Genomic DNA, 12,198 nt, shown 5'->3' on the forward strand with positions numbered 1-12,198 from the left:
CGAGCTACAAGCTTGCGCCAGCGGGGGACTTTTTGAATTTAATATGTTAAGACTTAAAAAATTATCCAACAGTAGAAACGATTGCCTCTCCATTACTTGCAGCTGTAGCAAAAAAAGATCGAAGTATTTGAAAATAGTCATACAAGTACTCAAAAACCTCCTCACTCCATTCATCAAATGCATACAATTTTTCGTCTTGACTCATCACTTCAGGATTGTAGTTTTTTCTAAAATCTACCTTGGTAATTGGGGCTATTTTTTTGTAAATACCCGCTACTTGTTCAGGGGTAAGATAAGAAGGGGTTCCGAGATCTCTAATTGCTTCCTCATCAAAATACTGTTCGCTAAAGATAATGCGATTTATGCTATCTACTGGTTGCTCAGGACTCCCTTTTACAAAAGATTTTCCTGTGAGAAGGTACATAATTCCGCTCCAAGCCCTATCAATATCAATAGAACGGGTATCATCATCCTCTCTGTTGTAATAAAGAGCTGGATTTTCTAAATAACTTTGTAATTGCTGCTTAGAAATTCGAGACAAATACATAATGAAACTCATAACTTAATTAGATTTTTAAATTAACAACTACAAAGGTAGTGTATAATTAGCAAATTTGGAAATTAGCAAATTAGGTGAAAAATTAATAAAACATTGAATTATCAAATTTATAAGAAATTACCTTCCTTATCTATAGTCAGTTCTTTGCCATTTTTGATGAGCATATAATAATAATCTTCCCATTCTTCGGTAGGTTCTGAATAAGGCTCAGCGTGTTCATATTCAAATGGGAGTTTTGTATTTCCTTTTTTGTCAATCATTCCCCATTTGCCCTTGTATTTCACCATTGCGTAACCACTTTCGTTAAAATGATCTGCGTCATCGTATACAAATGGCAGTACAAGCTCTCCTTTAGGATTTAAAAAACCGTAATACCCTATATTTTTGGCAAATGCCAAACCTTGGTAAAACACATCAATTTCGTCAAACCAAGGGGTAAGACTTTTGTTGTGGCTATCCAAAAGTTGATAACTATCGTTCAGTTTTACCACAAATACGCCTTGTGAATACCAAATAAAATCATACTTAGCAGGGATGATTTCCTCACCTGAAGGTTTGATGATTCCTCTTAAATTGTTGATAGTAACATCGTAAAAAGGCATATCTTGAGGGGGATTGGTATCGATATAATCGTATTTCAAGGGGATGATTTCCAATCCTTTAGGGTTTACAAGTCCGTATTTATCGCCTTTGCGCACCATCATATTCTCGGTGCGTGTGGGGAGTACTTCATCGTACTGTTTCCGCCAATCGCTGTTACAAGCTGCACAACATAGCGCTAAGGTTGTTATTAAGAATTTTTTCATCATATTGTTTATTTTGGTTATTCTATTAAAAAATATTACAAAGATATTGATTATCAGTTTAATAGCCCCCTTTCCCCCGAAGGGGGACAAGCCGGAAAAAGAGACTTTTATGATAACTCTCAAAATGCTCTTACAAAAAAACTACAAAAGCTATTGATAATCAGAGTAATCAACTTTGCCAAAGTTTCTTGCTTGTGCGGCTCGCACCTTTGGCAAAGTTTATGATGCAAAAGCGATTTTGAGACTTTTTAGAAAGCCCATATTTTCCCCTAACTCAGGAAAGTAATCATCGCCTCTCCCCTACTGGCTGCCGTAGCAAAAAAAGATTGAAGTGCTTGAAAATGAGAATACAAATATTCAAAATCTTCCTCATTCCAATCCAATGAAGGGTATAATTCCTCCTCTTCACTCATTGCCTCAGGATCGTAATGCGCTTTTAAATCAGCTTCTGTAAGTGAAGCTATTTTGCGATGAATACCCGCTACTTGCTCAGGAGTAAGGTAATGAGCAGGTCCGTAGCCTACATCCATATCTTCATCAAAGAATTGCGCACTGAAAAAGATACGATTCAGGCTATCTACTTCATCCTCAGGACTTCCAGAGGCAAATGCCTTTCCAGTAAGCAGATATAAAATACCGCCCCACGCTTTATCGATATCCAAAAAAGCATCATCATTGTCTTCTGATTCATACAATACATCCAATTTCTCTTCAAAAAGAGAAGGCGTTTGAATGTAGTTTTCAAGCTCCTGCTTAGAGATGCGGAGCAAATTCATAATCATACTCATAGTTTTTAATATTTAATCGTAATAAGTTATTTCTCTGCGTACAATTTCAGGAAATCTATCTTTTGGTACTGGCTTCTCAAAGATTTCTTCTCGCTCTATCCAATTGCCTTTATCATCATATACATATTTGTAATGATAGTGTAAAAGTTTAATTCCTTTTAAGTTATATACCTCTATATCAGTTATTTGACCTTTATTGTCATAATGATAAACACTCTTTATATCGCCTTGAAGTGTATAATCTACCTGTCCGTTATCTTTGTAATAGATGTCATTTTCTATTGTGGTACGCCCTTTCACAGTATACGATGTATACGATATTTGAGTATGAGTACCAAAATACCGATAGGTTGTACTTTCAGATTCGCCAACTTTTTCTACCAAATAAGTACCTGCTTTATCATATAAAAAGCTGATAGCCGTTTCTTCTCCCTTATCAGGATAATTAATTCCCTTATCAGGATAACTAATTCTTTTACAGCCTTTTAAGTGATTGTGCGCATCATATTCATAACAGTATACAATATCGCCCCCAATATTCTTTTCCACAAGATTTCCCTTTAGGTCAAAACGGTAAGTGATAGGTGTTACCACTATCATTTTAGTCTCTGCTAATTCAGGAGGATACTTTAGAAAACTCACTTCTGTAACCGATTTTACTTTCCCTTTAAGGTCTAATCTTGCGGTTGTATATTCCTTTTGCGCCTGCAAATGAATTGTTTCTATAAACATAAAAATCAAAAAAAGATACCTCGTCATAAGATTATATATTAGTCGTAATAAGTTATTTCCCTGCGTACAATTTCAGGGTATTTATCTGGTATAGGAGTCTGAAAAGTTTGCTTCTTCTCTACCCAATTGCCTTGCGCATCATACACATACTCATAACGATAGCTATTACTCACTTCACCTTTTTCGTCGTAGAAAGTAATGGTTGCTACCTCGCCTTGGTCGTTATAAGTATAGACTTCCTTTTTACCATCTCGAAGTATGTAATCAATTTTGCTATACGTATACGAATAAGGTTTTTGGTAGTAAATCTCCTTCTCATCAATCACTTTTCCAGCAATGGTATGAGATATTTTACAGTGAACAGGTGATAAATAATCTATTCTTAATTTCTCTGTCATCTTTTTATAAAAAGTAAGTTCTTCCCAAAAAGCCCCATCTTTAACGCGTATAAACATTATATCTGCCTTTATTTTCTCAGAATAGACATACTTTTTACCACCCGATAAATAGTGTTGATAGCGATCGTATTGATACACATACTTGATATCCGCTCCTATACTTTTCTCAGTGAGATCTCCTCTTTGGTTAAAAGAATAAAGCGTAGGGATAGGGCTTTGCATTTTCATAGTAGCTAATTTTTGAGGAGGATACGCATACTGAGTAGTTTCAGCAATGCTTTTCACCTTCCCTTTAAGGTGCATCTCAGCACACGAATATTCATTTTGCGCCAACAGCCCAAAATGTATGGTAAATACTATGATAAAGATAATATTTTTCATAAACAAATCTCACACTAATTGATAATTTCTCTCTCCACATACCCTACGATAGTCCCATTCACAAAGATAGTACGAGTAATCCAATTACCTTTTTTGTCAAAAGTATGTTTAAACTGCTGGTTGTTTGTACCCGTTGGGATACCCTTTTTGTCATACGTATAACGCAATACTTGTGGGGGAGTGTTACCCTCAGCAATACTGCGCTCCACTACCCTACCCTCACGGTCGTAACGCACTTCTATGCGTATTTCGGAAGAAGTATTGCCCTCGGTAACCATCTTGAGCAAAGTGCGCTGGTTGTGCTTATTGAACTCCTGCCACACCTTAGCTTTCTCTTTATCCGTTTGTAAAAGACCTTCAACAGGGTTGCCATTGCTATCCCACTTATTAAAAGTATACACCTGCGTAGGCGAAGCACTCCCCTGCATTAGCATACGATAAGAAAGCAATTTCCCTTGAGCATCGTATTCATATTTACCCGTAGAAATAAGCAAACCACCGTGAGCCGTTTTGGTAATCGTTACCTCCAAAGGATGTTGTGCAGCATCATATACATACTGGTAACGCAAACTATTACCGCTATAACGCTGTTCAGAGTCTGTAGCATATCCCGCTTTATCAAACACATAACGATTTTCGGTAGCAAGGCGTTTTTGTTTAAGGTCGCCACGATACACATCATACGTACGTTCTACCATCATTTTCACCTCTCCTTTCAGCTCCTTATCAGCACGAGTAATGGGAGGATTGACAATTTGTGCCATTCCCAATGAAGGAAACAAACACAGAAAAAGCATTTTTTTCATATATTATTAGTTATTAATAGCAATCAAAAAGTTGAGTTAAGTACCTTTTAAATATAGCCCCAAAACCCCAAAAGGGGGAGAAGGTGCAAAAGCAATTCTCACTGTAACTTCTAATAAAACAATATATCTTTTTTTTAAAAAATTCTTGATTTATTTTATTAGTGTTTAGTTGTTAGTATCTAACTCCTAAAACCTATCGTTTATTACCTGATCGTCCTGAAAGTTTAGTAAATTCTACTTTTGCTTTAGTGAGTTGTTCCATAAACTCTTTATTGGCGTGCAAGCGGGCAACTACAGCACTGGCAACAAGTCTGCCGGCATCTACATCACTTTGGAAGTGATAACCACAAATCACTCTACTCTGTCCGATTTCATAACCGCGTTTGAGGATTTCGTTCTGGCGCTCTACATTGATTTCAGCCAACACCAAGGCAGTAGCCCAACCAATAGCCGTATGTCCTGAAGGATAAGAACCGTTAGTAGAGAGTCCTTGTTGTTGTTCGGTGTTACAAGTATCTTCATTGTAGAAGGTAAACGGACGTATACGCATATAGTGCTCTTTAGCACTACGGGTAGCATAATCGCCGGCATCTTCACGAAAATGACTGATGAGTTTGTAAATTTCTGGAGTTGCTTCTTTAGAAATTGTCATCCCAAAAGCCTGCGAAAACGATTTAGCTACTCCATCGCCGTATAAACGTGCATCACTCACAGCTTGGTCACCGCGCGGTGTAGGGCGTTGCATTTTGCCCCAGCGGTATTGAGCCTCATCATTCAAGAAAAGAATACTATTCACAGCAGGAGGAGGGGGCAGGAGTTCTAAACTACTTGCTACATCTTCTAAAGAAAGATAATGATGTGATTCTTTTTCCTGTGCTTGTACAAAAGTACCAAGGGTCATAAAAGCAAAGAAGCCTACCCAAATAGAATGTTTTTTCATACTAATATTGTTTTTATGGTTAAAATACGCCGACAAAAATAAGAATTAATAAATAAAAATACAAGCAATAAAAGAATAAATCTCAAATCATTTAGTTAGGGATAGCCCTGCACATACCCAGCTATGAGCATTCATTAGTTTTCCCGAAGAGGGACAAGCTGGAAAAGTGAGTTTGAAATTACTCGAGAATAGCCCCCGAACCCCCGAAGGGGGACAAGTCGAAAAAGTGACTTTTTAAAGAGAAAACACCTAATATTCCCTCTGCTGGTGCGAGCTTATAGCTCGTACCCCATCACCTCTCATTTGCTAAAAAAATGTTCCACGTGGAACATTTTTTCAATTAACAATTAACAATTCACAATTGCGAATTGTTAATTATAAATTGATAATTGTTAATTAATTTATTACCTTTGCACCATCTTAACTCTTATCTCTTAACTCTTACCTAAATGAAACGTTTTATCGTAAATAAATTTTTCGTACCCAAAGGCTTTGCAGGAATTACCCTCTACCCTTTTGTATTTACAAATAATCCGCGACTATTAGAAGACCCTCAGTTTATCAATCACGAACGCATACACCTCGCTCAACAACGTGAACTCTTGGTGATTTTTTTCTATATCTGGTACCTTATAGACTTCGGAATTAAATACCTAAAGTATAAAGATAAATATCGTGCCTATCGCAATATCATCTTTGAACGCGAAGCCTACGAAAACGATGATAACCTCAACTACCTAAAAACACGAAAACTATACGCCTTTCTTCGAGGGAAGAGATAAGAAGTAAGAGGTAAGAAATGTTCCACGTGGAACATTTTTTTTCAATTAACAATTAATAATTAATAATTAAACTGCCCCTGTGGCTCACACCTGATGACAATTAAAGATTACAGTATATCCCAAGAGGAATTTACTCTTGTATATGATTCAGTATTAGAACTTTACAGAACAAATCCCGTTCCTGATGAGCTGGGTAAATACTACGAAAGTGAGGCATATATCTCACATACCGATAGCCGTAAAACGCTATTCGACAGACTCTACCAATGGGTGAAAAGCTATAACCTAAAGCATAAAATTGCACTCATCAAGCAATACAAAAAAGGAAATATACACCTCCTCGACATAGGGGCGGGTACAGGCGACTTTGTGTTGAGTAGCAAAAAATACGCTCATTGGGAGGCTATGGGCATTGAGCCCAACGAGAAAGCACGTGCCAAAGCAGAGAAAAAAGGCTTATTGCTACAAGCTGATTTTAGCGAACTCCTCCCCCATTCTTTTGATGTGATTACTATGTGGCACGTACTAGAACATGTACCCGATGTAACACAAGAAATACAGATTATCAGCAACTTACTAAAAGAAAACGGTATTGCTGTAATAGCAGTGCCCAACTATCGCTCTTGGGATGCTCAGCACTATAAGGAACATTGGGCTGCTTATGATGTACCCCGACACTTATGGCATTTCTCCAAAAAGAGTATCGAGCAGCTTTTTGCTAAAGAAGGTTTTCACCTCCTCGCTACCCACCCTATGCTCTTTGATGCCTTCTACGTGAGTATGCTTTCCGAACAATACAAAACTGGTAAGAAATCATTTCTCAAAGGATTCATCAACGGACTCCGTTCTAACTACTACGGTTGGCGCAAAGGAGAATACTCATCACAAATTTACATTTTAGGTAAGAAGTAAGAGATAAGAGGTAAGACTTACCTATTTTTTAAGAGATAAGAGGTAAGACTTACCTATTTTTAATATTTTTGAAGCTAAAAATAGCAAAAACTTTAAATAAGGCGTTTTTACAACACTTCTCCCTTATCAATAACTAAGTATATCACTTTTTAAAAATAACGATTAAAAACAGCTGTAATAAAGTCGGTTTTAATAAGTTATTTTTATAGATTTTTAATTTAAAATAGAAAATGATTATTTTTAGGGAATAGGGGTCAGGAGTCAGATGGTTTCACGTGGAACATTTTTTGCTTATGAGTTTGTAAGTAACAAAATAATACTTACTTTTGCATTACCAAAATGAATCATTATGTTTAGTTTTAACAAAGACAAATCAATTCACTCAGTCTTCTTTATCTTAAATGAAATAGAAGAAGGTTGTGATATACATAAAGTTTGCAAGATACTTTATTTTGCCGACCAAAAGCATTTAGTAAAATGGGGAAGACCTATTACAGGCGATCATTATATAAAAATGAATTATGGTCCCGTACCTTCCAATATAAAAAATATCATTGATTTTAGCAGTGATATCCAAAGAAACGGAAATATACTTTCTACTGTTGTAGAATATGATAGTGATGAGTTATCGGTATCCGAAATAAATTGTTTGAAAGAAAGTATTGAAGAAAATAGAAAACTAAATTTCAACGAACTTACTGAAAAATCACACGATAAGGCTTGGAATAAAGCAGAATTAAACAACCCAAAAGGAATCCCATATATAGAAATGGCTAAAGTAATTACTACCGATGAAAATATGCTCAACTATATAAGAGCTAATGAATTAACTGACCAAATTCACTTCTAAAAATATGAACTTAGGAGATTTTTTCAATGATGAAATTAGAAAGGAATATGCTGAAAGACAAATAGATATTGGAAAAGCACTACTTATAAAAATACCTGATTTTAATGTAAACTATTCAAAATATTGTGTAGTTGTAGCATTAAACAAATACAATATTGCTGGAGTAATTATCAATACTGAAATCAATTCCAATATTTTTAAAACAGATGATTTAAGAAAATTACATCTTCCTATTTTACAACGAGACCACCCATTTCTAAAATATGATAGCTTTGTAGATTGTTCACAACTTATAAAATGGAAGATAGAATATATTATAGAAGTTATTAGCAAAAAACCTGAAATAGTTGTAGGTAATGTAACTGATGATTTACTGAAGAAAATACACCTTACTATTACCTTTGCCGATACCATTACAAACAAAGAAAAGAAAAATTTTGGTTTTTTATAACAAAAGCACTCAATTGAGTGCTTTTTTAATTTTTAAAGACTAAAAACTTCAAATAAGGCGTTTTTATAACACTTCTCTCCTATTAATAACTAAGTATAATAACGCTTAAAAACGGCTGCAATAAAGTCGGTTTTAATAAGGTATTTTTATAGATATATTTTTTAGATAAAAAAAAATTATATATAAGATTTAAGATGTTTCAAATGGAATAATAAAACTAATTAAAATTTCCTATTCTTTTAAGATTAGCAATAAGAATAGGATTTGTTAATAGAAAATCTTCTGATATAGAATATACATTGTGAGTAATGTTTTCATTAACATCAATTCCATAATAAGAATATTTAAATTCCTTTTCATCTCTATTTTCTACTAAAAATTTCCATTCTTTATCTGTAAATTCATTTCTTGATATTTTAATACAATAATCACTTACAGGGACGGAAACAATATTCTCTTTTTTAACAATTTCTTGAGTTTTAGTACAAATTTTATTAGCAACTGATTTTAAAAGCTCTTTATTCATTTTTACATTTAATCATTTAATAAAAGTACTAATAGTTTATTAGAAAACTATTAGTACTTTTTAAAGTTAAAAATTATTTTTGCAACATACTATCTGCCTTCGAAGATTCCATAAAAATAGAACCCATTTGTTTGTAAACAAATCTTTTGCCACAACCTTCTATTGCATAAGTAGCTTGTCCAACTCCCTTAACTCTCTCAACAACTTTAAGTTCTCCAACTGGACAATTTTGCTCAATAGAAACAGTCTTAAGCAATTTAGATTCAGTAGAACCAGAAACAGTTCTAGTAACTGAACCACAACTAAACAAAGTAACAGATAATAAAGATATAAATATAATCTTTTTCATTAGATCAAAAATTATTTTTGTTTTCCTACTCTATCAGATTTTCGGATTCCTCTTTTGGTCAGCTTGTAATCAATTAAAATTACAAATAGTTTAAAGTTAATAAATTAATCATTCTACATAGGCATTGATTTTTTAACTCACTAAGTCCTGAAAATGAAGATTATAAAAACAAAAAAAGCGAGGACTTTTAACCTTTATTTATATTCTAAGGAGCCTCTGGTAAGCTTTAAACACATATAAATAAAAGAAAAGCCCACGCTATATCAGCGTGAGCGTTCTCGCTTATTTATTTCTACGTGTTTAATGAAAATTTACCAGATTTCCTTAATATAGAAATATAAGCTAACGCTTTTTATAAACTAAAATTACAGTGCATAATTACTACAAATTAATCATATACGCAAATATTTTAACAAATATTTTCGTACGTTTTCTTTAGATATTTAATAATCAGGTAGTTATATTTCCATAATTTTTACTATTGCTTCATCTAATTCTTCTTGTGTGAGGTATTCTCCTCGCTCAATCTCCCTATAATCTTCTTCTATTTCAAACCAAAATTCATCAATAGTAAATTGAGAGATTTCTTCATCTGTTAAAACTGTTTCCATACCTATATTTTACTTTTTTAAGCAACAAAATTAAAAAATATTTTATTTACACACAAAACTTTCTTATTTTTGCGACCTCAATTAAATTAAACATTATAGAAAATGAAAAAACTCATCTTAACAGGCGTAGCAATCCTCACTCTTACTGCCTGCACCGATAAGGTGGCTTTCGTGGATAACAGCAAACTCTTAAATGAGTACCAAGAGAAAAAAGATATCGAGGCTAAATTGAAAACTGAAGTTGATGCCTATAAGAAAAAACGCGATAGTATTTCTTTAGCATTCCAAACTGAAGCACGTGCTTTCGACGCTCAGGCTAAAACCCTCCCTCAAAACGTGGCTCAGAAAAAATACAACGAGTTGATGCAAAAGAGTCAGATATTGCAACAACACTTGCAACAAGAAGAAGAAAGATTGCAATTGGAAAGCCAAACTCAAATGGATTCTCTACTTAGCAAAGTGAAGAAAAACATTAAAGAATATGGCAAACAAAAAGGCTATACCTTTATCCTTGGTGCTAACGACGGCGGTAGCATACTCTATGGTGCTGATAACAAAGATATTACTAAAGAAGTTACTGAATACTTGAACAATCAATATAAATCAGGTAAGAAGTAACAAGGTCACAGGCCTTAGGCCATAGGCAATAGAAAATAGACTTTGTCAGAGTTTTAAGACTTTGACAAAGTTTTTTTATTGATAGCTAATCAGTTAATTGTAATACGTTAGGAAAGAACGCTTGGAATATCAAGAAAACTCCAAAGACTAACAATATAATGCTAATTGCGCGTTTGATTTTGTAGATATGAAAAGCGGTAAGTCGGTTTTTAAGTTTCTTAGCAATGAGAATTTTAAAGATATCTATCGCAAAGTATACTAAGATAATAGAAGTGAAAAATACAAATATCCTACTGGCATTCATATCGAGTTTAGGACCAAAAACGATGATAATTCCTAACCAAAAACCTAAAACCCCTATGTTGATGAAATTCAGTAGAAAACCTTTGATAAAGAGGGCTACATAGTTCACTTTTTCAGCTACTTGCAAGTGCGCATTCTCCTTATTGTCCATTGTTTTCTTGAAGTCTTTTTTCAGTTTGATAAATGAGATAAGTCCATAGGCTACCATTATAAGTCCGCCAGCAAAGAAGAGTTTAGGATCGTCCTTAATTTCGCGTAGCAGACTGCTGGTAGTGAAATAGACAATGAGAATGAATACAGCATCGGCTAATACTACCCCCGAATTGAAAGCAATAGCTGCCCTAAATCCTTTGGTAATAGCTGTTTCCAGCAATACAAAGAACACAGGACCTATGGTAAAAGCTAAGAACAAGCCTAAAGGTAATGCAAGCAATACATCCGCAAACATCTATTTCTACCTAAAATTTGATTAATTGCACAAAAGTACTAAAAAACTGCTGAATCACAAAAAATAAGGGAGAAGTTTTTAGTACCTCTCCCCTACTCTATTGGTATTGTGATAATTATTAACTATGGTTTGATAACCTCATTTACTTGTTTTAGAGTTTCTTCATCTTTCAAATCAACTAATTCTTTAAGGTCTTTAGAAAGATAGAAAGCTTTTACATCAGGTACATAAACTAAATAATTATCGATACCCTCAGTATAATAATTAGAAAGCAATTGCTTAAAATTACTAACTCCATTACAAGTTTTTTCTAAATCCTCACCATCATTATTTACATAAAATACGGTATAATTATCTTTTTGATTGCGAGAAACTTTTTGGTTTTCGTACTTGCCAGCAACATCAAAACCTACACCCCAGCTTGATTCAGCAATGATACTTGACAAGAAAGTAACGGTATTATCTTCTTTGTTTAATTTGTATGAGACAAGTAATACTTTCTCATTTGGAACAAAGTTTACTGATTTCTCTGTACAGTTTCAAAGAACTCTTTATAAGTCATTGACTTATTTTGCAAATCTTGCAATGGTTCTTCATTTTTTTCCTTAGAGCAAGACAGTAATACTACTGCAAAAAACAGTATAAACAACGAAAATTTCATCATTTCTTTCACATTAATTCAATTTTTAAATTATTAAATCTTTCTTTTGCACGTTCTTTTTTATGAAGACAGTAACCCGTAGCTCAGTTAGGGGAAGTTATTTTTAAGGAAAAATTCTCACTATATTTTGTTTATAGAAGAAAGCAACAAAATATATCTCCAAAGAAAAGAATATCAATATCAGTCATAGGCATTAGGATTTTACAGAACAAAGGTATATTATATTTTTATAACTTCCAAATATTTTTACAACTCTTTTAGTATCAATCTACAAAAT

The 12,198-nt window shown here is 33.8% G+C and carries 16 protein-coding genes and 1 pseudogene; 5 read left to right on the top strand and 12 right to left on the bottom strand.

What is annotated here, in order from left to right; all coding sequences use genetic code 11:
* Window positions 1-61: 61 nt before the first annotated feature.
* The 7 genes from CBG49_RS02680 to CBG49_RS02710 all read right to left on the bottom strand — a co-directional run bounded on the left by CBG49_RS02680 (window position 62) and on the right by CBG49_RS02710 (window position 5,410).
* Window positions 62-559, bottom strand: a complete 498-nt coding sequence (locus tag CBG49_RS02680; protein ID WP_088593269.1) for a YfbM family protein — start codon at window positions 557-559, stop codon at window positions 62-64.
* 107 nt (window positions 560-666) lie between these two features.
* On the bottom strand, window positions 667-1,365 hold the full coding sequence (locus CBG49_RS02685) for a WG repeat-containing protein (protein WP_088595244.1): 699 nt from the start codon (window positions 1,363-1,365) through the stop codon (window positions 667-669).
* Window positions 1,366-1,634: 269 nt separating this feature from the next.
* Window positions 1,635-2,147 (bottom strand): YfbM family protein, encoded by a 513-nt coding sequence (locus CBG49_RS02690; RefSeq protein ID WP_167372065.1) that lies wholly within the window; start codon window positions 2,145-2,147, stop codon window positions 1,635-1,637.
* A gap of 18 nt (window positions 2,148-2,165) precedes the next feature.
* Entirely contained in the window at window positions 2,166-2,885 is a 720-nt protein-coding gene (locus CBG49_RS02695) for a hypothetical protein (RefSeq protein WP_088593271.1), read from the bottom strand.
* Between the two features lie 38 nt (window positions 2,886-2,923).
* Entirely contained in the window at window positions 2,924-3,664 is a 741-nt protein-coding gene (locus tag CBG49_RS02700; RefSeq protein ID WP_088593272.1) for a hypothetical protein, read from the bottom strand.
* A 14-nt stretch (window positions 3,665-3,678) separates the two neighbouring features.
* The gene (locus CBG49_RS02705) at window positions 3,679-4,470 is read right to left on the bottom strand and encodes a hypothetical protein (RefSeq protein WP_088593273.1); all 792 of its coding nucleotides are present in this window, start codon (window positions 4,468-4,470) and stop codon (window positions 3,679-3,681) included.
* Between the two features lie 193 nt (window positions 4,471-4,663).
* Window positions 4,664-5,410: an acid phosphatase gene (locus CBG49_RS02710; RefSeq protein WP_088593274.1), complete on the bottom strand. Its 747-nt coding sequence runs from the start codon at window positions 5,408-5,410 to the stop codon at window positions 4,664-4,666.
* A gap of 449 nt (window positions 5,411-5,859) precedes the next feature.
* On the opposite strand from CBG49_RS02710, the gene CBG49_RS02715 reads away from it, so the two are divergent.
* From CBG49_RS02715 to CBG49_RS02730, 4 genes are all read left to right on the top strand, one after another.
* Window positions 5,860-6,192, top strand: coding sequence for a hypothetical protein (locus CBG49_RS02715; RefSeq protein ID WP_009413063.1), 333 nt, complete (start codon window positions 5,860-5,862; stop codon window positions 6,190-6,192).
* A 93-nt stretch (window positions 6,193-6,285) separates the two neighbouring features.
* Window positions 6,286-7,104 (top strand): class I SAM-dependent methyltransferase, encoded by an 819-nt coding sequence (locus CBG49_RS02720; protein WP_088593275.1) that lies wholly within the window; start codon window positions 6,286-6,288, stop codon window positions 7,102-7,104.
* 349 nt (window positions 7,105-7,453) lie between these two features.
* Entirely contained in the window at window positions 7,454-7,954 is a 501-nt protein-coding gene (locus CBG49_RS02725) for a Panacea domain-containing protein (RefSeq protein WP_088593276.1), read from the top strand.
* 4 nt (window positions 7,955-7,958) lie between these two features.
* Window positions 7,959-8,405: a hypothetical protein gene (locus tag CBG49_RS02730; RefSeq protein WP_088593277.1), complete on the top strand. Its 447-nt coding sequence runs from the start codon at window positions 7,959-7,961 to the stop codon at window positions 8,403-8,405.
* Window positions 8,406-8,622: 217 nt separating this feature from the next.
* Here the strand turns inward: CBG49_RS02730 and CBG49_RS02735 are convergent, their stop codons facing one another.
* The 3 genes from CBG49_RS02735 to CBG49_RS15710 all read right to left on the bottom strand — a co-directional run bounded on the left by CBG49_RS02735 (window position 8,623) and on the right by CBG49_RS15710 (window position 9,891).
* A complete protein-coding gene (locus CBG49_RS02735) occupies window positions 8,623-8,931 on the bottom strand; it encodes a hypothetical protein (protein ID WP_088593278.1) in 309 nt (102 codons plus the stop codon).
* A gap of 73 nt (window positions 8,932-9,004) precedes the next feature.
* Window positions 9,005-9,280, bottom strand: a complete 276-nt coding sequence (locus CBG49_RS02740; RefSeq protein ID WP_088593279.1) for a hypothetical protein — start codon at window positions 9,278-9,280, stop codon at window positions 9,005-9,007.
* A gap of 458 nt (window positions 9,281-9,738) precedes the next feature.
* Window positions 9,739-9,891 (bottom strand): hypothetical protein, encoded by a 153-nt coding sequence (locus tag CBG49_RS15710; RefSeq protein ID WP_157668355.1) that lies wholly within the window; start codon window positions 9,889-9,891, stop codon window positions 9,739-9,741.
* A 102-nt stretch (window positions 9,892-9,993) separates the two neighbouring features.
* Between CBG49_RS15710 and CBG49_RS02745 the strand changes: the two genes are divergently transcribed.
* Window positions 9,994-10,509 carry an OmpH/Skp family outer membrane protein gene (locus CBG49_RS02745; RefSeq protein ID WP_088593280.1) on the top strand — a complete coding sequence of 172 codons (516 nt, stop codon included), beginning with the start codon at window positions 9,994-9,996 and terminating at the stop codon, window positions 10,507-10,509.
* Window positions 10,510-10,594: 85 nt separating this feature from the next.
* Here CBG49_RS02745 and CBG49_RS02750 read toward each other — a convergent pair whose 3' ends face one another.
* The gene (locus CBG49_RS02750) at window positions 10,595-11,260 is read right to left on the bottom strand and encodes a LysE family translocator (protein WP_088593281.1); all 666 of its coding nucleotides are present in this window, start codon (window positions 11,258-11,260) and stop codon (window positions 10,595-10,597) included.
* A gap of 122 nt (window positions 11,261-11,382) precedes the next feature.
* Window positions 11,383-11,933, bottom strand: a pseudogene (locus CBG49_RS16395) (hypothetical protein).
* Window positions 11,934-12,198 lie beyond the last annotated feature (265 nt).

It is taken from the genome of Capnocytophaga endodontalis (assembly GCF_002209445.1).
Taxonomy (GTDB): domain Bacteria; phylum Bacteroidota; class Bacteroidia; order Flavobacteriales; family Flavobacteriaceae; genus Capnocytophaga; species Capnocytophaga periodontitidis.